The organism is Sulfitobacter sp. AS59 (assembly GCF_038899995.1).
Lineage (GTDB): Bacteria > Pseudomonadota > Alphaproteobacteria > Rhodobacterales > Rhodobacteraceae > Sulfitobacter.
On sequence record NZ_JBBMQK010000001.1, the window covers coordinates 805265 to 824855 of the forward strand.

At 59.3% G+C, this 19591-nt stretch carries 20 protein-coding genes and 1 other RNA gene; 4 read left to right on the top strand and 17 right to left on the bottom strand.

All coding sequences use genetic code 11. The features are described from left to right. Positions 1 to 2: 2 nt before the first annotated feature. The 6 genes from WNY39_RS04030 to mgtE all read right to left on the bottom strand — a co-directional run bounded on the left by WNY39_RS04030 (position 3) and on the right by mgtE (position 6779). Complete coding sequence (locus WNY39_RS04030) at positions 3 to 1775, bottom strand: SLC13 family permease (RefSeq protein WP_342844236.1); 1773 nt, start codon at positions 1773 to 1775, stop codon at positions 3 to 5. A 34-nt stretch (positions 1776 to 1809) separates the two neighbouring features. After that, positions 1810 to 2739 (bottom strand): DMT family transporter, encoded by a 930-nt coding sequence (locus tag WNY39_RS04035; RefSeq protein WP_342844238.1) that lies wholly within the window; start codon positions 2737 to 2739, stop codon positions 1810 to 1812. Beyond that, on the bottom strand, positions 2736 to 3548 hold the full coding sequence (locus tag WNY39_RS04040; RefSeq protein WP_093914444.1) for a TIGR00282 family metallophosphoesterase: 813 nt from the start codon (positions 3546 to 3548) through the stop codon (positions 2736 to 2738). Before WNY39_RS04040 ends, WNY39_RS04035 begins: the two co-directional genes overlap by 4 nt. Before the next feature lie 83 nt (positions 3549 to 3631). Further along, complete coding sequence (locus WNY39_RS04045) at positions 3632 to 4816, bottom strand: hypothetical protein (RefSeq protein ID WP_342844368.1); 1185 nt, start codon at positions 4814 to 4816, stop codon at positions 3632 to 3634. Beyond that, on the bottom strand, positions 4816 to 5379 hold the full coding sequence (locus WNY39_RS04050) for a 5-formyltetrahydrofolate cyclo-ligase (protein WP_342844241.1): 564 nt from the start codon (positions 5377 to 5379) through the stop codon (positions 4816 to 4818). The genes WNY39_RS04045 and WNY39_RS04050 overlap by 1 nt, the downstream gene beginning before the upstream one ends. Next, a complete protein-coding gene (gene mgtE, locus WNY39_RS04055; protein WP_342844243.1) occupies positions 5376 to 6779 on the bottom strand; it encodes a magnesium transporter in 1404 nt (467 codons plus the stop codon). The genes WNY39_RS04050 and mgtE overlap by 4 nt, the downstream gene beginning before the upstream one ends. Before the next feature lie 116 nt (positions 6780 to 6895). Between mgtE and guaD the strand changes: the two genes are divergently transcribed. Next, on the top strand, positions 6896 to 8188 hold the full coding sequence (guaD, locus tag WNY39_RS04060) for a guanine deaminase (protein WP_342844245.1): 1293 nt from the start codon (positions 6896 to 6898) through the stop codon (positions 8186 to 8188). A 154-nt stretch (positions 8189 to 8342) separates the two neighbouring features. Here the strand turns inward: guaD and WNY39_RS04065 are convergent, their stop codons facing one another. From WNY39_RS04065 to WNY39_RS04080, 4 genes are all read right to left on the bottom strand, one after another. Beyond that, positions 8343 to 9683, bottom strand: a complete 1341-nt coding sequence (locus tag WNY39_RS04065) for an 8-oxoguanine deaminase (RefSeq protein WP_342844247.1) — start codon at positions 9681 to 9683, stop codon at positions 8343 to 8345. Then, positions 9680 to 10486, bottom strand: a complete 807-nt coding sequence (locus WNY39_RS04070; RefSeq protein WP_342844249.1) for an inositol monophosphatase family protein — start codon at positions 10484 to 10486, stop codon at positions 9680 to 9682. The genes WNY39_RS04065 and WNY39_RS04070 overlap by 4 nt, the downstream gene beginning before the upstream one ends. Before the next feature lie 77 nt (positions 10487 to 10563). Then, positions 10564 to 10938 carry a helix-turn-helix transcriptional regulator gene (locus WNY39_RS04075; protein ID WP_342844370.1) on the bottom strand — a complete coding sequence of 125 codons (375 nt, stop codon included), beginning with the start codon at positions 10936 to 10938 and terminating at the stop codon, positions 10564 to 10566. A 464-nt stretch (positions 10939 to 11402) separates the two neighbouring features. Next, positions 11403 to 12251: a LysR family transcriptional regulator gene (locus WNY39_RS04080; protein WP_342844251.1), complete on the bottom strand. Its 849-nt coding sequence runs from the start codon at positions 12249 to 12251 to the stop codon at positions 11403 to 11405. A gap of 338 nt (positions 12252 to 12589) precedes the next feature. Here WNY39_RS04080 and WNY39_RS04085 point away from each other — a divergent pair, with 338 nt between their 5' ends. The 3 genes from WNY39_RS04085 (at position 12590) to WNY39_RS04095 (ending at position 14556) form a co-directional block, all read left to right on the top strand. Continuing rightward, positions 12590 to 13366, top strand: coding sequence for a Bax inhibitor-1/YccA family protein (locus tag WNY39_RS04085; protein ID WP_341234944.1), 777 nt, complete (start codon positions 12590 to 12592; stop codon positions 13364 to 13366). A gap of 134 nt (positions 13367 to 13500) precedes the next feature. Continuing rightward, positions 13501 to 13809: a DUF1272 domain-containing protein gene (locus WNY39_RS04090; protein WP_342844254.1), complete on the top strand. Its 309-nt coding sequence runs from the start codon at positions 13501 to 13503 to the stop codon at positions 13807 to 13809. 51 nt (positions 13810 to 13860) lie between these two features. Further along, positions 13861 to 14556, top strand: a complete 696-nt coding sequence (locus WNY39_RS04095; protein WP_342844256.1) for an SDR family oxidoreductase — start codon at positions 13861 to 13863, stop codon at positions 14554 to 14556. Between the two features lie 12 nt (positions 14557 to 14568). On the opposite strand, the gene WNY39_RS04100 is transcribed toward WNY39_RS04095, so the two are convergent. The 7 genes from WNY39_RS04100 to gatC all read right to left on the bottom strand — a co-directional run bounded on the left by WNY39_RS04100 (position 14569) and on the right by gatC (position 19444). Next, a complete protein-coding gene (locus WNY39_RS04100) occupies positions 14569 to 15258 on the bottom strand; it encodes a VIT family protein (protein WP_342844258.1) in 690 nt (229 codons plus the stop codon). Positions 15259 to 15368: 110 nt separating this feature from the next. After that, complete coding sequence (gene rpmG / locus WNY39_RS04105) at positions 15369 to 15536, bottom strand: 50S ribosomal protein L33 (protein WP_005852281.1); 168 nt, start codon at positions 15534 to 15536, stop codon at positions 15369 to 15371. Positions 15537 to 15721: 185 nt separating this feature from the next. Further along, positions 15722 to 16133, bottom strand: an RNA gene (gene rnpB / locus WNY39_RS04110) — RNase P RNA component class A. A 72-nt stretch (positions 16134 to 16205) separates the two neighbouring features. Beyond that, on the bottom strand, positions 16206 to 16868 hold the full coding sequence (locus WNY39_RS04115) for an N-acetylmuramoyl-L-alanine amidase (protein WP_342844372.1): 663 nt from the start codon (positions 16866 to 16868) through the stop codon (positions 16206 to 16208). Between the two features lie 18 nt (positions 16869 to 16886). After that, positions 16887 to 17630, bottom strand: coding sequence for a hypothetical protein (locus WNY39_RS04120; RefSeq protein ID WP_342844261.1), 744 nt, complete (start codon positions 17628 to 17630; stop codon positions 16887 to 16889). Positions 17631 to 17669: 39 nt separating this feature from the next. After that, entirely contained in the window at positions 17670 to 19157 is a 1488-nt protein-coding gene (gene gatA / locus WNY39_RS04125) for an Asp-tRNA(Asn)/Glu-tRNA(Gln) amidotransferase subunit GatA (RefSeq protein ID WP_342844263.1), read from the bottom strand. Further along, a complete protein-coding gene (gene gatC / locus WNY39_RS04130; RefSeq protein ID WP_342844265.1) occupies positions 19157 to 19444 on the bottom strand; it encodes an Asp-tRNA(Asn)/Glu-tRNA(Gln) amidotransferase subunit GatC in 288 nt (95 codons plus the stop codon). The genes gatA and gatC overlap by 1 nt, the downstream gene beginning before the upstream one ends. Positions 19445 to 19591 lie beyond the last annotated feature (147 nt).

Consider the following 19591-nt stretch of genomic DNA (forward strand, 5'->3'; position numbering starts at 1 on the left):
CCCTACCAGATGAGTGGGATGACCGAGGAGACCAGCAGGGACATCGTGAGGTTCAGCGGGATGCCGATGCGCATGAAGTCCGTGAAGCGGTAGCCGCCCGGGCCGTAGACCAGCGTATTGGTTTGGTAGCCGATGGGTGTTGCGAATGCGCACGAGGCGGCGATCATGACCGCAACCACCAGCGGGCGCGGGTCCATGCCAAGGGCGGTGCCAAGGCTGATGGCGATGGGGGTCATGATGACGGCAACGGCGTTATTCGACACAATCTCGGTCAGGATGGTTGTCAGCAGGAAGACCGAGAAAATCACATAGAAGGGCGACAGCGTTCCGAGGAACGGCGCAATGTTATCGACGATGAGATTGATCGCGCCCGAATTCTGTAGCCCTGCCCCGATGGCCAGCATCGAGAAGATCAGCGCAAGTAATCGCCCGTCGATAAAGGTAAATGCCTCGTCTGCATCAATGCAGCCGGTGACCAGCACAAGGGCCACGGCGATGACTGCCAGCAGCAGGATCGGGGCCACGTTGAGGGCCGCGAGGATAACAATGCCAGCAAGGGCCGCAATCGCGATGGGCGCGTGCCCGCGGCGAAAGGCCCGGGCAGAGGGTTGCGAGACATCGACCATATCCATGTCGGAGGCGAGGCGCTGGATGTCCTCCATCGCCCCTTCGAGCAGGAGGGTATCGCCGACTTTGACGATCAGTTCGTCCAGTTGACGCCCGATATTCTGGTTCCGGCGGTGCACGGCCAGCGGGTAGACCCCGTAGCGGCGGCGCAGGCGCAGCGCGCCCAGCGAGCGGCCGACCATTTTACAGCCTGGCGTGATCAGCACCTCCACCGTTGAGGTTTCAACCGCCGACACCTGATCGACGCGCTTGAGTTCCTTGTTGGCTTGCAGGCTGAGCAGCTCGGTAATTTGCGTGCGCAAAACCACGCGGTCGCCGACCTGAAGCTGGACCGCGGCAAGATCGCGGCGCAAGGATTGGTCGCCGCGCACCACATCGACCAGCCGCACCCCTTCGCGTTTGAACAATTGCACGTCCAGCACATCGCGGCCGATCAAGTTGGATTCAGGGGGGATCACGGCCTCGGTAAAGAACTTCATCTTTGAGCGGTCCGACAGCATATTGGCCATGCTATCGCGCGCGGGCAACAGCCGGGGCGCGAAGACCGCCATATAGATCAGACCCCATGCGCAGACCACCAGGCCGATGGGAAGGATTTCAAAAATGCCAAAGGGTTCAAGCCCCTGACTGCGGGCCACGCCGTCAACCAGCAGGTTGGTCGAGGTCCCGATCAGGGTCAGCGAGCCGCCCATGATCGCAGCGTAGCTAAGCGGGATCAGCAGTTTGGAGGCTTTGGTGCCCAAGGTCTGGCTAAGCTGCACCACCACCGGGATCATCACCACGACAACAGGCGTGTTGTTCATAATCGCCGAGGCCGCCATGACGGCAATGATCACGCCGACCACCGTCGTTTTCGGATTGGTTTTGGCATAGCGTTCAGCCAGACGCGTCAACACGTCCAAGGCACCGGTGCGCACCAGCGCGCCCATCACGATGAACATCGCCGCAATCGTCCACGGGGCGGAGTTTTGCAGCACCGCCTGCGCGTCGTCATAGGGTAGAATGCCAAGGGCCAGCATCAGCGCGGCACCGGTCAGCGCGACAACCTCGGTCGGGAGGGATTCGCGCAGGAACATGATAAACATCACCACAACGATCGCGAGCGCGAGCATCGCAGAGGTGCTTTGCGACAGGTTCAGAAGGTCCATTCGAGGTATATCCAGCCTATCAAGGAGGTATGAGCTAGCCGTCAGTTTCGCCGATTGCTGCAGTTTGGGCAAGCGCCGCTTTGGGCCGTGGCTGCACCAAATACAGGCCCGCAAACATGATGCCAAGCGCGATCCACAGCGTCGGGGCATAGGTTTCGGATAGGATGAGTTTGGCCCAGATCAAGCCAAACCCCGTTACCAGATAGCTGACCTGCACCGCAAAGACCGGACCTGCCCGCGCGACCAGCCACACGTAGCCCGCATAGACTGCCATATGGACCAGCGATGACGCCACAAGCGCCCATTGTGCGGTGTCCCACGGTGGGGTCGGATCGATAAACTGGCCGGTCATCAGGGCCAGCGGCAGGGTCAAAACGGCCCCAACGATAGAGGCCCCCTGCAACACCTGAAAGGCACCCAGATCAAGGGTGCCCCATTTGGCGATGATATTCCCCTCGATCGCATAGCACAGGCCCGCGATCAGCCCGATCGCGATCCAGAATGGCGGCAGGTTCATGGATACATCGGCCCCCGGTAGCACCAGCAAAAGCACCCCCACCAACCCGCATGCCAAACCGGCAAGGCGGCGATAGCTGAAATGATCCAGCCCCATGGCCAGCGCGATGGGAAAGGCAAAGATCGGCACGAGGCTAAGCAGCAGAGACAGCACCCCCGACGGCAGCCAGACCGCCGCCTGATAAGAGGCCGAGTTCGGCAGCACGGTGCCGATCACCGCAATGATCAAATACAGCCGCAGATAGCGCGGGCCAAAAGGCAGAGGTTTGCGGCGCGCGACGTTGATCACCGTCATGAACACGGCACCAATCACCATCTGCCAGAACACCAGCCCGAAATGCTGATAGCCGGTGCTGACCGAAATCTTGGTCATTGGTTGGGTAAAGCCCCAGCCCGCCCCCAGCACAGCCAAAAACGCCGTGTAAAAGGCGACTTGTGCGCGTGTCACGGGGCGCTTTGTTGCAGTTTGCCGCCTTGGCGTACCGGCACGATACGGGTCGCTTTGCCGGTGCGATCATCGGTTTCGATGTAGACGCCTGACAGGGTTGCCTCGTCATTGGCGGGGGTAAAGCGGTCTTTGGGCATGCCGGTGATAAAGCGGCGCAGGGGTTCGGTTTTCTCCATCCCGATGACGGAATGATAATCGCCGCACATCCCCGCATCGGACAAATAGGCCGTCCCGCCGGGCAGGATCATTGCATCAGATGTGGGCACATGGGTATGGGTGCCCACGACAAGGCTGGCCCGCCCGTCGCACCAATGACCCATGGCCATTTTCTCGGATGTGGCTTCGCAATGCATGTCGACAATCACGGCCGAGGCTAAGCCGCCCAAGGGGTGGGTTTTCAGCACCGGCTCCAACGCTGAAAACGGATCATCAAAGGGGCGTTTCATAAACACCTGACCAAGCGCCTGAACGACCAGTACCTTGCGACCGTTCTGTGCCGTGAACAGGCGCGCACCCTTGCCCGGCGCATTTTTCGAGAAATTCAAAGGCCGGATAATACGCTGTTCCTGCTCGATAAAGCTAAGCATGTCTTTTTGGTCGAACGCATGATCGCCGAGGGTCAGACAATCGGCCCCAGCCTCAAGCAGGGTTTTCGCATGCAGGCCAGACAGCCCCATCCCCGAGGTGGCGTTTTCGCCATTCACCACGACAAAATCCAGCTTCCAGTCTTTGCGCAGACGGGGCAGGTTTTCGCTAATTGCACGGCGGCCAGCACGGCCCATGACATCGCCAAGAAAGAGTATTTTCATGCCCCAAGCGTTAGGCCGCGACGCGGACAAGGGCAAGGGGCTGCGCGCTGGAAATTTAGCCGCAGGGGCAAAACGCGGCGTTGTTATCCTTCGATGGCGTGACCAAACACCGCGATGGCAAAGCCCAGTGCCGCCAAAAGCGCAAACCCGATGCTGCGGGGGCCAGCGCCGTGCCTGCCCGCGCTGATCGCTGCAATGGCCGCTTGCAACGCATAGTAAAATGCGAACGCCCGCGAGGCGTAGCTGATGATTTGAAACACGTCCGCCGCCCATGTCAGCACCAAGCCGAACGCCGTCAGCAGCACATATCCCAAGCGCGGTGTGATCCGCCTGCCGGACAGTTCGGACATCAACCCACCAGACCCGCTGGTATCGGCCACCGCCGCGCTAAACTGCGCCGCCAAGGCGGCAATAACCAGCAAAACCGGCAAAATAGGTGCGACGACGGCCATCAAATCGATGATCGCTGTTTCGCTCAGGTCCAAGTCTTGGGGCAGAAAGATATAGACCAGCAGCAGGATATAAATCATGTAGATCGCCGTCGACAGCCCCTGCGCCCCTTTCATCGACCGCACGCGCGTGGCGGTATCATAGCTGTCCCCCAGATAGCGCGATGTCTCAAACCCTTGGACCGTGACAATCAGACCAAAGGCAAGTGTAAGCGCGGCCCACCCAGTTTGCTGCACGGGCGGCAGGCTAAGCGCATCTGCTTGCAGCTTGCCCCAAAAGAACACGCTCAGCCCAACCAGAAGCCCTGCGATAATCGCCAGCTTGATGGTGACGCTGACATATTCCATCCGCTCAAGCGACGCAAAACCACGGGTCCAGCCAACACCCAAGATCACCAGATAGGCGGCAGTGGTCAGCAGATTGGCCCCAAGATCGCTGTCAAACGCGGTCAGGCTGACGCCAAAAGCCCCAAGCAGGTTCAGGTAATATGCAACCGACACGATATAGGCAAAGCTAAGCGCCCAAGACGATGCGGCCTCAAGCCCCTGCGGCAGGGTTTCCCCCGCTTCAATTCTGCGCATGTTGTGCCGGATCGCGGCCCCGAACAGATAGGCGACCGCGCAAAGGGCGACCATCACCAGCGGCGCAGCCCAACCATATTGCGCCATAAGGATCGGACCCAGCACCAGAAAACCGCTACCGATGATCGAGGCCAGTGGCGTGGTCATTGCCGCCCAAGTGGTGGACCTGCGCAGGGGGCCCGACCACAGCAGCGCCGCAGCAAGGACGACAGCGCCAAGGATCGCAGCGGTCAACATCATCGCCTTATATCGATCACACCCGTTTCGGTCACGATCAGGTCAAGCGGTTCATCTGTAGGCTCTAACGGCAGGTCATCGACCTGTTGCCCCGAAAAGGCAAAACCAATCGCCAGCGTCGCGCGCCGCGCGCGCAACTGCGCCAAGGTGCGATCATAAAACCCGCCACCATAGCCCAGCCTATCGCCGCCCCGCGTAAAGGCCAGTAGGGGCACGATCAGAATTTCCGGATCAAAGTAATCCTCGACCATAGGGACCTGAGCACCGAACGGCCCCTTGGTCATCGCCGCCTGGGGCGTCCAGCGGGAAAAGCGCAAAGGTTCGCCCGCAGCGGCAATTACGGGCACGCCCACCACCCCATGGGCAGACGCCTCTGCCATGGCGGGTCGCGGGTCAATCTCTGTCCGGATCGGCATGAAACCGGACAGGGGCACGCCGCGATAGCCCGCTAGAACCTCGCTTAGGTATCCAGCCTGCGCGTCGTTGGCCGCGTCAAACAGCGGCTTGCGACGGGCAAACGCCGCCTTGCGCGCCGCATCTTTGATCGCGGCCAGATCGGTCACAGCAACACAGCCGCGGCCAGCCCAAGAAAGGCGAAAAAGCCGACCACATCCGTTACCGTCGTCACAAAGGCCCCAGATGCAAGCGCCGGATCAACGCCGATCCGTTCCAGCACAATCGGGATGCCGGTGCCCGCCAACCCGGCCACGACCATATTGATCACCATCGCCGTCGCAATCACATAGCCCAGCGCGGGCGATCCAAACCAAATCACCCCCACGATGCCCATGATCACCGCAAAGATCACCCCGTTGACCAAGCCCACCAAACATTCGCGCCGGATCACCCGCCACACGTTCGATCCGGTCAAATCGCGCGTCGCAATCGCGCGCACGGCCACGGTCAGGCTTTGCGTTCCTGCATTGCCGCCCATGGACGCCACAATCGGCATCAACACGGCCAGCGCCACGATCTGCGCAATCGCGACCTCAAACTGGGAAATCACCATCGATGCTGCGATTGCGGTTATCAGGTTCACGGCCAACCACGGCAGGCGCTGTTTGGTCGTTTCAATCACACGGTCCGACAATGACCCCTCGCCCACACCGGCCAGACGCAGGATGTCTTCCTCGTGTTCCTCGTCCAGAACGGCCATGGCGTCATCAATTGTAATTACCCCGATCAGCCGCCCCTCGTCATCGACAACTGGCGCCGAAATCAGGTGATACTGGTTGAACGCATAGGCCACATCGCCCTCGTCCCGCGTGGCTGGAATGACTTGAAACGTGTCTTCCAGAATATCGCGCAACATGGTGCCACGTTTTGACCGCATCAGCTTGCCCAAGGTCACGTTGCCGACGGGATGCATCCGTGGGTCGACCATCACGATGTGATAAAACTGGTCCGGCAGGTCGTCTTCGGGGGTTTTGCGCAGGAAATCAATCGCCTCGCCCACCGTCCAATGTTCGGGGGCCATCACGACCTCGCGCTGCATCAAACGACCGGCGGAATATTCGGGATAGGTCAGCGCCTGCTCGACCGCGGCCCGATCCACGTCTTCCAACGCATCCAAAATCGTCTCGGCCTGCGCATCCTCAAGGTCTTCGATCAGGTCAACGACATCGTCGCTATCCATGTCGCGCACGGCATCGGACAAAACCTGCGGCGTCAGGATCGCGATGACTTCCTCGCGGATAGAGTCGTCAAGCTCCGACAGGATTTCCCCGTCAAACTCGCGGTCATACAGCCGGATCAGCTTGGTCCGCTCGAAACTGCTGATTTGTTCCAAAAGGTCAGCGATGTCCGCCGCGTGTAGCGGCTCCATCAGCTCGGTCAGGCGCTCGGCATCATCAATCTCGACCGCATAAAGGATCGAGGCAACGGCTTTTTTATTCAGCTTATAGGCCTCGGCTTCGTCTTCTGCTTCGGGCGCCAGTTCCAGTTCTTGCGATTCATCAGACATAGCGCGCCCCCATAATGATTTGCGCTAACAATAAGCGCCGCCAAGCGGGGATACAATGGTGCGAAAGGCGTATCAGGCCAATTGTCCCTCCCCTCACAAAGGCCTAAGATGGGCCAATGACACAGCGCACCCTCCTCCTCGGCCACACCCTGCTCTTTTCGGGCAATCCCCTTTCACAAACGTGGGAGGACACGGTGTCAATCGACACTGCCGGCGGGGTCCTGATCAAGGACGGCCATATCGCTGCCGCCGGCCCAGCAGAGGCGTTGCGCAAGGCCAACCCGACTGCGCAGGTCACCGATTATGGCGATGCGTTGATCTGCCCAGGCTTTGTCGACGCCCATGTCCATTACCCACAGACAGCGATCATCGCCAGTTGGGGCAAGCGACTGATCGACTGGCTCAATCGCTATACTTTCCCCGAGGAAATGCGCCTGTCCGATCCTGGCTACGCCACCCAGATTGCCGGGCGCTATCTGGACCTGACCCTTGCCCATGGCACCACAACGGTCAGCAGCTATACAACGATCACCCCGCACAGCGTCGATGCGATCTTTGACGCGGCCGCAATGCGCGGTCAGCGGATCGTGGCAGGCAAAACCTGTATGGACCGCAACGCGCCAGAGGGTCTGCGCGATACCGCGCAATCGGCCTATGATGACAGCAAGGCCCTGATCGACCGCTGGCATGGCAAGGGCCGCGCCAGCTATGCCATCACCCCGCGCTTCACCCCGACCTCAACCCCGGATCAGCTTGCAGCTTTAGGCGCGCTCTGGTCCGAGCGGCCCGATTGCCTGATGCAAACCCATCTCAGCGAACAAGTCGATGAAATCGCGTGGGTCCGCGACCTTGTCCCCCATGCCCGCGATTATTTAGATACGTATGAGGAACATGGCCTGCTCGGCGACCGCGCCGTTTTCGGCCATGCAATCCACCTTGAACCGCGCGAGATCGACCAAATCGCCGATAGCGGGGCCGCGATCGTCCATTGCCCCACCTCAAACACCTTTATCGGGTCGGGGCTGTTTGACATGGCAGGCCTCGCTGCGCGCCATATCCCCATTGGGCTGGCCACGGACACCGGTGGCGGATCGTCCTTCTCGATGCTGCGCACTATGGCTGCGGCTTACGAGATTGGTCAATTGCGTGGCACGCCGCTGCATGCCGCCCAGTTGATCTGGCTCGCCACCGCCGGCTCCGCGCGCAGCTTGCACCTGCATGACAAGATCGGCAGCCTGTCCCCGGGGCTCGAGGCTGACATAACCGTGCTCAACCTCTCCTCTACCCCTGCCATCGCGCAAAGAGCAGCCAATGCCGAAACCATCTGGGATAAGCTCTTTGCCACCATCATGATGGGCGATGATCGCGCAATCCAAGACGTCTGGGTCAGCGGCAAAAAACGGACCTAAAGTTGCATTTCAAGCTATTTCATTTTGCCAAATAAACTCCCTGCGGAGCATCCGACGTCTCACCGCCCACGCCGTTCATTCAGGTAGGCTCACGTTTCAACGCGCGTCGAAAATGTAATGTGGCGCAGCCACGCCTTTTGATCGGTCAACAGTTTTACAACTGCGCTTGCAAACCCTGCACCAAGTTTCTTTGACGCGCGATCTGCGCCTGCACGTCGATGGTTTGCACCTGACCGTCCGCCACGATCCTACGGCCTTCGACCAATAGATCTCGCACGGTCTGTGGCCCGGCCATCAGCAAGGCAGCCGGGTCCCAGCTGCCGGCGCTTTCGATCCCGCTGACGTCCCAAATGGCGATGTCTGCCCGTGCCCCCACGGCGATCCGGCCGCATTCGGGGCGCCCCAAAACATCAGCGCCGCCACGGGTCGCGATTTCCAACGCTTCGCGTGCGCTCATCGCGTCAGCGCCCAGTGTGACGCGTTGCAACAACATCGCCTGGCGCGCTTCGGCGATCATGTTGCTGGCATCATTGCTGGCCGATCCATCCACGCCCAAACCGACACGCACACCCGCGTCGCGCAACCGGCGTACCGGTGCAATGCCCGATCCCAAACGACAGTTCGAGCAGGGACAATGGGCGACGCCAGTACCGGTTTGCGCGAACAGCTCAATCTCGCTTTGGTCCAGCTTGACGCAATGGGCATGCCAAACATCAGACCCGACCCAGCCTAAATCTTGGGCATATTGCCCGGGCCGACAGCCGAATTTCTCCAGGGAATAGGCGATGTCTTCTTCGTTTTCGGCTAGATGCGTGTGCAGCATCACGCCTTTGTCCCGCGCCAAGATTGCAGCATCGCGCATCAATTCACGGCTGACAGAAAACGGCGAACAGGGGGCGACGCCCACGCGGCACATCGACGACGGGCTGGCATCGTGAAAGGCATCAATCACCCGGATGCAATCGTTCAAGATCGTGGCCTCATCCTCGACCACAGCATCGGGCGGCAAACCGCCGTCACTTTCGCCAATGCTCATCGCGCCGCGGGTCGGCTGAAAACGCAGACCAATTTCGCGGGCGGCATGAATGGTATCTTCCAGCCGCGATCCGTTGGGATAAAGATACAAGTGGTCCGAGCTGAGGGTGCAGCCCGACAGGGCCAGTTCTGCCAGCCCGATCTGGGCTGAGGTGAACATATGGTCCGGCGTGAACCGCGCCCAAATCGGATAGAGCGTGCGCAGCCAGCCGAACAACAGCGCGTCCTGCCCGCCCGGCACCGCGCGGGTCAATGTCTGGTACAAATGGTGGTGCGTATTCACGAGGCCCGGCGTCACGACACATCCTGCCGCGTCCATGACCTCCCCTTCGCAAGACAGCCCCTGCCCGACTTTCGCAATGGCCCCATCGCGGATCAGGATGTCTGCACCGGCCAATTCCCGGCGCGTATCGTCCATCGTCAGGATGTGATCGGCATTACGGATAAGAATATCCGTCACGCGGGGCAAGTCCGCAGGATATCAAGCGCCTGCGCATGGATATCTGCGTTCGCCGCCGCCACTGCCCGCCCCCCTTGGTGCGCCGGGCCGCCCTGCCAATCAGTAACGATCCCGCCTGCGGCTTGAATGACGGCTATGGGGGCCTGTATGTCATAAGCATTCAAGCAAGATTCAATCACCAGATCGATCTGACCCGCAGCGACCAACGCATAGGCATAGCAATCCATACCATAGCGGGTCAGTTGGGCGCGCTGCGCGACCTGCTGAAAGGCCGCGCCCTCGGCGATACTGCCGACTTCTGGGAAGGTGGTGAAAACAGTAGCATCGGACAGATCGCGTGCGGGGCGCGTTTTCAGCGCATGTGTGCCACTTGGCCCCGTAACTGTCGCCAGCCCCGGCCCCCCAATGAAACGTTCACGGATATAGGGCTGGTCAATGATCCCGAAAAACGGTCCGTCGCTGTCACCCACGGCAATCAACACGCCCCATGTTGGGGTGCCCGAAACAAAACCGCGTGTGCCGTCAATCGGATCCAAAACCCATGTCAGGCCGGACGTGCCCGCAACTGCGCCATATTCCTCGCCCAGAACGGCATCATTCGGCCGTTCGCGCGCCAGAATGTCCACCATGGCACGTTCCGCTGCGCGGTCCGCGATGGTGACGGGGTCATATCCCTGAGAGAGCTTATTGTCAGCAGAAAGGTCAGACGCGCGAAAATGCGCCAGCGTTTCTATGCGCGCGGCGTCGGCCAACAAATGGCCGACCCGCAGGATGTCTGGATCAAGGTCATCTAAAATTTTCATGACCCCTTCAGTGACACCAACTTATTACCGTTGCAATAACCTTGACGGACTTGCCCGTCAGGCTAAGTCAGCTAAAATCAGGCGACATCACTCAAAACGCGGGCCAGTTCAAAAAGACGGCGGCGTTGATGTTCTGGGATCGAATAGTACGAGCGCACCAAATCCATCGCTTCCTTGTCGCCGATCAAATCGGCAGGAATGCTTTGTGACAACCCATCAGATTTGCCTTTTTCGGCCTCGAGCCCCTCAAAGAAATGCGCGACTTCCACACCCAAAGCATCCGCAATATCCCACAAACGCGACGCGCTAACGCGGTTCGCACCCGTTTCGTATTTTTGGATCTGCTGGAATTTTATTCCCACCAGTTCTGCAAGCTTTTGTTGCGTCATTCCAGCCAACCAACGGCGTTGACGGATACGCTGTCCTACATGAACATCTACTTTGTGCGGCATCGCTATACTCTTTCCAGTTGCATGCACCAAACCATGTGCAGTACGTTTTACATCTAGCGGAAATGGCCAAAAATTGCCGTCTCCGCAGTCTTACGGCCTCATTTACTCTTTAAACACACACAAATAAAGTCCAATTGCGCAAATGCCCCAATAACTTCGGGGAACAATTCCGGACTTGAACATTTCAAGAGGTACGTTTTTAGAAAAGCGCACACACCTTATGCGTGTATTTGGGTCCACGGCGATACCTAAATGTGAAAAAAGGCATTTATGTGTCGCCTGTAAACTTCTCTTACCCATTATCGGGGTGATCAGATCATATTCTTGCCTTCATTGAGGAAATCCCTGACAGGCGTCAGTGATCCATCGCCCTAGCAGACACAATGCGGCAAATCTGCACAGGGTCGTCGCGCCCAATTCAAGCTGTCACCGGTGCGCGTAGCCAAGGTATATCGTCGGCACCGCTAATTTCGGAACATATCGCGGATCATGGCCGCCAACGAATCATGCACTATATTGCGCGTCGCCAAAGCACCGTAGAGATTGATGTTCTGCGACGGCAGTGTCGGCAACGCACCGTGATGCTGCACCCGCTCAAGATGAGGGGGTTCCGTTCCGTCAATCATCGCATGAACGGCAAGATCGGCGCTGACCGTCGCCTCGATGGTGCGATCGCTTTCCGTTTCGACAATCAAATCCCATTTGACCTTATGCTGGTCCAACGCTTCGACCACCTTGGGGCGGAATGTGCAAAACCGGCCAAGGGCGAGTTTCAGCGGCCTTTGACGCCACGCCGCACCACCCGGTGCACCGATCCAGATCAGCGGTTTTGAACATAGCGTTTCACCGCCCGTATCCAGCCCGCTTTCCGTGGTCATGATCAGATCACACGCCCCCTTGGCAAAGCTTTCCTTGAGCGTCCGGGTATAGGAGGATTCCAACTGAACCCGCACACGCGGAAAAACGGAATGGAACTGCTTGAGCACTTGGGGGATGGCCGGATAGACGATGTCGTGGGGCACACCCAAGCTGATCACCCCTTCGTGGGATTGATCGGTCAGCCGGCCGATCATTTCGTCGTTCAACGCGATCATCCGGCGGGCATAGGCAACCACCTGCTCCCCGCTCGCCGTCAGCGCAATGGTGCGGCCGGATCTGTCCAACAGCTCCAACCCCAGCAGCTCTTCTAGGCGCTTCAACTGCATTGATACAGCCGATTGGGTTAGATGCAGGAAACCCGCGGCACGGGTTACGCCGCCGGAATCCGCCACAGCGACAAAGGACCGGAGCGTGGTAATATCAAGGTTTCTCATTCATCTACTTTCGTGATGCAGGAAGGCAAATCATTAGAAATTGTGATGGAATGTGCAAGGTTTTTGTCCAAACGGCATGAGGATCGACAGATTTTCCGCGCAAAATCACCCGTTCTGCACTGGTTTCGCGCCTGTACGCACCACAGGATCGGGCACCGTGCCAGCCACCCTGGAAAACCGGTGCCAGCACGGTACAGGTAGTGCGCTATCATTATTGTAACCACTTACTGATAATCAGCGGAAAAGCCTTGAAAAACTGCGCCAGTCACCCGATATTCCATGCAATACCGGGGTCGGAAAACCAATCCCGCAACTCTTTTACCAATTGGAGGACTTTCATGGCCGACGTGAATACAATCCGGTCCGCTGCCGGATCCCGCGCCGCCGCTATCGACGAGGGGCTGCGCACCCATATGAACAAGGTGTACGGCACCATGTCGATTGGCATGCTGATCACCTTTGCCGCTGCTTGGGCCATTTCCGGTCTTGCAGTTACAACAGACCCTGCCGCCGCCGTGGCGCAGATCGGTACTGACAAATATCTGACCTCGTTCGGGTCAGCTTTGTACATGTCGCCGCTTAAGTGGGTTGTCATGTTTGCGCCGCTCGCCTTTGTCTTTGGCCTTGGCGCTGCCATGAACAGAATTTCGGCTGCGACCGCACAGACGCTGTTTTACGCGTTTGCCGCTGTCATGGGTATTTCCATCAGCTCGATCTTCCTGGTCTTCACAGGCTATTCGATTATCCAGATCTTCTTGATCACATCGATCGCCTTTGCCGGCCTGTCGCTGTGGGGCTACACCACCAAGAAAGACATTTCTGGCTGGGGCAGCTTCTTGATCATGGGTGTGATCGGTCTGATCGTCGCATCTGTCGTCAATATCTTCCTGGGCTCGCCTGCCCTGGTGTTTGCGATCTCTGCCATCGGCGTGCTGATCTTTGCCGGTCTGACAGCCTATGACACGCAAAACATCAAGAGCACCTATCTTGCGCACGCCCAACATGGCGATCAAGAGTGGCTGGCAAAGTCGGGTATCATGGGCGCGCTGAGCCTGTACCTGAACTTTATCAACATGTTCATGATGTTGCTGCAACTGTTCGGCAACCGCGAATAAGCGCGACGTAAACGCTTGAGACTATAAAGGCCCGTCAGAGAAATCTGGCGGGCCTTTTTCATGTCCTGAACCTTGCATTCCCTCCTGCCGTCGCGTTTGTTTGGCCCATCCCCACGCACGGAAAGGACCGTACCATGCTTGAGCTACGCCCCAATTGCGAGATGTGTGACAAAGACCTGCCGCCGGACGCCACAGAGGCGCGGATATGCAGTTACGAGTGCACCTTTTGCGCGGCCTGCGTTGACGACGTGCTGCACAACGTCTGCCCCAATTGCGCGGGCGGCTTTGTGCCGCGCCCGATCCGCCCCACGCTGGCACGCCGCGCCGGGGTCAGCCTTGCGCATCACCCCGCCTCGACCACGCGGCGCGGCCTGAAATACGATTTAGAAGACATCGCCGCACAAACCGCCAAGACCAAGCATATTCCGCCGCAAGACCGGTAACAGCGCTAACGTACCAACGGCCCCTGCAACTGAATGAAAGGTCCACATCCCATGACCAGAACTGTTCTTGTCACTGGGGGTGCCATTGGCATCGGCCGCGCCATTGCTGATGACTTGGCCCAAGATCATGACGTGGCGATTGTCTGGCACAGGTCCCCACCGCAGGGCTTGCCCGATGATACCCTCGCCATCCAAGCGGACTTGACCAAAGAGGGTGCTTGCGCAGATATCGTGGAAAAGCTGATCGCGCATTTTGGTCGGCTGGATGTGATCGTGAACAATGCTGGTGCCGTGCGCTCAACCCCGCTCGACAGTTTTGACGCTGCCGATCAGCATGCGCTGCTGGCCGTGAATGTACTCGCCCCCGCCGATTTGTTGGCCGCCGCCCTGCCGCATTTGCAAAGCGGCGCGGCGGTCGTGAATATATCGGCTGTGAATGCAGTCCTGCCGCCCAAAGGGGCTGCACTTTTTGGGGCAAGCAAAGCCGCATTAAACCTGTGGACCCGCGCCATGGCGAAAGAGTTGGGGCCAAAAGGCATCCGCGTTAATGCGGTCGCCCCCGGGGCCATCAACATAGCTGAAAATCCGCGCCCTGCAGGACTGACAGAGCTGTTTGTGAAGGAAACAGCATTGGGCCGGATCGGAACGCCCCAAGACATTGCCCGCGCCGTGCGGTTTCTGGCCAGCGATGACGCAAGCTTTGTTACCGGTGAGGTTCTAACAGTTTCCGGGGGCTACCGTCTGTAAGCGCAACAGCCGCTAGACAACACTGTTGAAAAACTGCCCGACACCGGCGGTGAACAGCATCGCCACAACGCCCCAAACGACCGCGCGTATGATCGCTGGCCGCATGGGCGCACCGCCCAGCTTGGCACCACCTCCGCCCAGCAAAACCAGCGCTAGTACAGCGACCGCTGCAATTGCGCTGATATCTGCGGCTCGCGGGGCCACGAGTGCGGCCGCCAAGGGGAACGCACCACCAATGCCAAAGGCCAGCGCAGAGGCCCCTGCCGCCTGCAAGGGGTTCGCCTGACCTGCAAGGCCAAACATACCTAGTTCTTCGCGGGCGTGGGCACCCAGGGCGTCGTGATCGGTCATCTGGGCCGCGACCTTGACGGCCAAGGCGGCATCGACACCGCGGCTTTCCAAGCCTTCAGCCAATTCCTCAAGCTCGTAATCGGGGTCTTCTTCCAAGGCGACGCGTTCGCGTTCCAAATCGGCGGCTTCAACATCTGCTTGGGCGGAGACGGAAACGTATTCGCCCGCCGCCATCGACAGCGCACCAGCGGTCAGCCCGGCAAAGCCTGTCAGCATCACATTGCCAGACGCCATGCCCGCCGACGTAACACCAACCAGCAGGCTGGACATGGACACGATGCCATCGTTGGCCCCCAGCACAGCCGCACGCAACCAGTTGCTCCGGTTTATGAAGTGGCCTTCTTTGGGCATAGGGTCGCCTTTGGATGCGGGTGCGGCGCGTGCACCTTTATAAACAGTCGTACAAACGCAAAAGACCGCACACAAGGGTGCGGTCCTGCATTCCGTTCAAAGTGCAGATCTTACTTGATCTTGCCTTCTTTGTATTCGACGTGCTTCCGAATAACGGGGTCGTACTTTTTGATGACCATCTTTTCGGTCATGGTACGCGCGTTTTTCTTTGTGACGTAGAAATGGCCTGTGCCCGCGGACGAGTTCAGACGGATCTTGATCGTGGTTGGCTTCGCCATAGTCGTTCTCCTGCAAGTACGAGAAGGCCGCTTTTCGACCAAGCCTCGTGAAATCCTGAGATTTGGGTTCTAGTCACGCCAGCCCCCGAGTCAACCGCTATTTCCCCACCAATGCGGAAAGGAGCCGGAAAATTCGAATTTTCCGGGCCGGAATTTTTGAAAAATTCCGATACGGGCCTGAAAAGATGCGCGGAAGGCCTATAAGCCGGATTTTGTCCCTGCCCGAAGACAGGGGATGACCATTCCTCTGACCCTGCAGTTACCTGCAGGGCTATAGCTGCCAACCCGGACCTGCTGGGGCAGAAAAAGCCCCGCTTTGTCTGTTGCCAGACGCCGCACGCGGTCCCTATTTGGCATTGCTCCCGGTGGGGCTTGCCGTGCCGGAGATGTTACCACCCCCGCGGTGCGCTCTTACCGCACCGTTTCACCCTGACCGCCCCGGTGGTATCGGTTGCCCGACCCGCCGGGGTGGCGGTTTGTTTTCTGTGGCGCTGTCCGTCGGGTTACCCCGCCCGGGCGTTACCCGGCACCGTTTTTCCTGGGAGTCCGGACTTTCCTCGACCTTGTTACCAAGACCGCGGCCATCCAGCCTTCCGCGCGCTGCACGCCTAGCGTTTTATTTTATGTGGGGTCAATGAATTTCGAGGCCGGGATGCCTCCGGCGGGGATTTATTTCCATTTGGAAGCAGGCGCGTGGCAGAGGTTCATGTCCTCTGCGCAGAGCGGTCCGGTGCGCCACGGCGCAAAGCGCAGGCGTGTGGTGGTCAAAAGCGTCTCAAGTGCTGCGTCGGCGGTAAAGCCTGCTTGTTTTGCCTGTGCGGTGAAGGCTTCGGGTGATGGGGCGGCGGCGGAGCGGTTAGGGGTGCCTTGGCCTGCCAGCCCTTGTCGTGCAAGGCGCGCCCAGTCGAAATGTGGGCCGGGGTCTGATTTGCGGCCCGGTGCCATGTCAGAGTGTCCTATGACGCCATCAGGCTGGATATTCCACCGATCTAATATGCCCCGCAGAAGGGCCTCAAGCGCGCGCATTTGCGGCTCAGAGAAGGGATGATCGCCCGTGTTGTCCAGCTCGACCCCGATGGAGCGGGAGTTGATGTCGTCTTGCGTCGCCCATTCGCCCTGCCCTGCGTGCCAGGCGCGTTGGTCTTCCTCAACCATCTGCGTGACCTCGCCCTTGGCGCTGATCAGATAGTGGGCTGACACCTCGGCTGCGGGGTCGCACAGCCGTTCCAGCGCATCCGCGGCGGTTTTCATTGCGGTATAGTGGATCACAACGAGCGAGGGCCGCAGCCCGTTACGGCGCGGCCCTTGATTTGGTGACGGGTGTTTGATCATGTTGGCCACGCTTGGTGGTTATCCCTTGATGGCCCGGCGATATGGCGACGGGTCCCAATCGCAGGCGTAGCCGTCGCCGTCTGGGTCCATGCCCGCGCGGTCGCGCTCTGGCCCACCTGCGCTGAGAAAGGCGATTTGGGCCTGATCGGGGTGGCTGTATTCTGCACAGGCGCGCGTATATTTGCGCTCCTTATTCAGACCGCGGCGCGTATAGATCGTGGTCCCCACGCTATGTTTGGTTTGCAAAGCATAGGAAACGATATTTGGGCCAGCATCGATACGGTCCGGCAATGCCTCGGGTTCGACAACACGGTATTGTGCGCGGTTTGCCGCGATACGTGCGGCATCGCCTTCGATGGTACGTTCGCCCGCAACTGCGTCAAAGTTGTTTTCCTGCGAAATCCCGTCAGAATTCAGAACCGGGGGGGCCGCGTTTGCGGGGCTGGCGTTGATCGGCGCAACACCGGAGTTCGTGGTCGCGTCATTGCCAAGGCCACCGGGGCGCGTTGCATCCAGAACCCGCGCCGTTTCAGCCGCCGTCGCAGCGGCTGAGCCGTCATCGGGGGCAGATAACGCAGTTGCGGTCACCGCAGAAGGTGCCGGAAGTGCCCCCTGCGTGCTTGCAGCAAGGGCCGCGTCACGCTGGGCTTGCTCCGCCTGAAAATCATCAAACCCCGCACCGCGCCCACTGTCGGGGATTGCGGGTTGGCACGCAGATAGGGCCATGCCCAAAACTGCAACAAGCGAGAGTGGTTTAATCATTTTTCCTGCTTTTTCATTTACTGCTTTATGGGCAGTCTTTTACCACCATTTATCAGGCTTGGCTACAAAGCCCGCCGCCTTCTCGAGCGCGTAGGCGGTAGACAGCAGATCGGCCTCTTCCCACGGGCGTCCGATCAGCTGCAGGCCCAATGGCAGCCCCTTGGAGCTGGTGCCCGTGGGCAAGGCAATACCGGGCAGACCGGCAAGGTTTACGGTCACGGTAAAGACGTCGTTCAGATACATCGCCACCGGATCGGCATCGGTCATTTCGCCCAGGCCAAACGCGGCCGACGGGGTTGCTGGCGTCAGGATGCTGTCCACGCCAGCGGCAAATGCGTCCTCGAAATCCTTTTTGATCAGGGTCCGAACCTTGCGCGCACGGTTGTAATAAGCGTCGTAAAAACCGGCACTTAGCACATACGTTCCAACCATCACGCGGCGCTGAACCTCGGGGCCGAACCCTTGTGCGCGTGTTTTTTCATACATCTCGGTGATGCCATCGCCCTGGTCAAGCGTGGCACGGTGACCATAGCGCACCCCGTCATAGCGCGCCAGGTTCGATGACGCCTCGGCCGGAGCAATCACATAATAGGCCGGAAGCGCGTATTTCGTGTGCGGTAGTGAAATATCAACAATCTCGGCCCCTGCATCGCGCATCATCGCAATGCCGTCTTGCCAGAGTTTTTCAATCTCTTCGGGCATACCATCCATGCGGTATTCACGCGGGATGCCGATCTTTTTACCACGGATGTCGCCGGTCAAGGCCGCTTCAAAGTCGGGCACAGCCAAGTCTGCCGATGTGCTGTCCTTGGCATCGTAGCCCGCCATCGCACCCAGCATGATCGCTGCATCGCGCACGGTTTTGGTCATTGGTCCGGCCTGATCAAGCGAGGACGCAAACGCCACCACGCCCCAACGCGAACAGCGGCCATAGGTCGGCTTGATGCCCACTGTGCCTGTAAACGCTGCTGGCTGACGGATCGACCCGCCGGTATCTGTACCGGTCGCAGCCAAACATAAATCCGCAGCAACCGCCGCCGCAGACCCGCCCGACGATCCACCCGGTGTCAGCGGCGCATCATCGCCCGCACGCCGCCAAGGGTTCACAGCATTGCCATAAACGGATGTCTCGTTCGACGATCCCATGGCGAATTCATCCATGTTCAGCTTGCCCAGCATCACAGCACCCGCATCAAACAGGTTCTGCGACACGGTGCTTTCATACTCGGGCAAAAAGCCCTGCAAAATCCGTGACCCGGCTTGCGACGGCACGCCCTTGGTGCAGAACAAGTCTTTGATCCCGATGGGCAATCCGCACATGGCAGGCGCGTCGCCCGCCTTGATCCGCGCGTCCGCCGCTTTGGCTTGATCTGCCGCCAGATCCGCGGTGTGGTGGACAAAGGCGTTCAAGGCGCCCGCGCCTTCAATCGCGCTCAAACATGCGTTGGTCAGCTCGACCGAAGATACATCGCCTTTGCGCAACGCATCGCGCGCATCGGCAAGGCCCAGTTTGTTCAAATCAGCCATTATTCAACCACCTTCGGAACCGCAAAAAACCCTTCGCGCGCATCTGGCGCATTTGCCAAAACCTTGGCCTGCTGGCCCCCGTCGCGCACCACATCATCGCGCTGCTTGAGCACCTGAGGCGTCACCGACGTCATCGGTTCAACACCTTCAACGTCAACCTCGTTCAGTTGTTCGATGAAGCCAAGGATGGTATTGAATTCCTGTGCCAGCGCGGGCAACGCGTCTGGTTCAACCTTGATACGGGCCAGCTTGGCCACCCGTGCGGCGGTGGTCTCGTCAATGGACATGGGCGCTCCTTATCTCTTTGTCTGCCGTTTACCGCCCCCCGCAGCCCCCTGCAAGTCTGGGCGGGCGGTGATTGCCCCATTCCCCGCACTTCAGCTTCATTTTGCCAAATAAACTCCCGCCGGAGGCTCCCCAAATCTGCATCACAC

What these genes read in the sequence shown, in the direction of transcription:
- WNY39_RS04030 (WP_342844236.1), bottom strand. Translation starts at nt 1,775, where the DNA reads ATGGACCTTCTGAACCTGTCGCAAAGCACCTCTGCGATGCTCGCGCTC.
- WNY39_RS04040 (WP_093914444.1), bottom strand. Translation starts at nt 3,548, where the DNA reads ATGAAAATACTCTTTCTTGGCGATGTCATGGGCCGTGCTGGCCGCCGT.
- WNY39_RS04045 (WP_342844368.1), bottom strand. Translation starts at nt 4,816, where the DNA reads ATGTTGACCGCTGCGATCCTTGGCGCTGTCGTCCTTGCTGCGGCGCTG.
- mgtE (WP_342844243.1), bottom strand. Translation starts at nt 6,779, where the DNA reads ATGTCTGATGAATCGCAAGAACTGGAACTGGCGCCCGAAGCAGAAGAC.
- guaD (WP_342844245.1), top strand. Translation starts at nt 6,896, where the DNA reads ATGACACAGCGCACCCTCCTCCTCGGCCACACCCTGCTCTTTTCGGGC.
- WNY39_RS04070 (WP_342844249.1), bottom strand. Translation starts at nt 10,486, where the DNA reads ATGAAAATTTTAGATGACCTTGATCCAGACATCCTGCGGGTCGGCCAT.
- WNY39_RS04075 (WP_342844370.1), bottom strand. Translation starts at nt 10,938, where the DNA reads ATGCCGCACAAAGTAGATGTTCATGTAGGACAGCGTATCCGTCAACGC.
- WNY39_RS04080 (WP_342844251.1), bottom strand. Translation starts at nt 12,251, where the DNA reads ATGAGAAACCTTGATATTACCACGCTCCGGTCCTTTGTCGCTGTGGCG.
- WNY39_RS04085 (WP_341234944.1), top strand. Translation starts at nt 12,590, where the DNA reads ATGGCCGACGTGAATACAATCCGGTCCGCTGCCGGATCCCGCGCCGCC.
- WNY39_RS04090 (WP_342844254.1), top strand. Translation starts at nt 13,501, where the DNA reads ATGCTTGAGCTACGCCCCAATTGCGAGATGTGTGACAAAGACCTGCCG.
- WNY39_RS04095 (WP_342844256.1), top strand. Translation starts at nt 13,861, where the DNA reads ATGACCAGAACTGTTCTTGTCACTGGGGGTGCCATTGGCATCGGCCGC.
- WNY39_RS04100 (WP_342844258.1), bottom strand. Translation starts at nt 15,258, where the DNA reads ATGCCCAAAGAAGGCCACTTCATAAACCGGAGCAACTGGTTGCGTGCG.
- rpmG (WP_005852281.1), bottom strand. Translation starts at nt 15,536, where the DNA reads ATGGCGAAGCCAACCACGATCAAGATCCGTCTGAACTCGTCCGCGGGC.
- WNY39_RS04115 (WP_342844372.1), bottom strand. Translation starts at nt 16,868, where the DNA reads ATGATCAAACACCCGTCACCAAATCAAGGGCCGCGCCGTAACGGGCTG.
- WNY39_RS04120 (WP_342844261.1), bottom strand. Translation starts at nt 17,630, where the DNA reads ATGATTAAACCACTCTCGCTTGTTGCAGTTTTGGGCATGGCCCTATCT.
- gatA (WP_342844263.1), bottom strand. Translation starts at nt 19,157, where the DNA reads ATGGCTGATTTGAACAAACTGGGCCTTGCCGATGCGCGCGATGCGTTG.
- gatC (WP_342844265.1), bottom strand. Translation starts at nt 19,444, where the DNA reads ATGTCCATTGACGAGACCACCGCCGCACGGGTGGCCAAGCTGGCCCGT.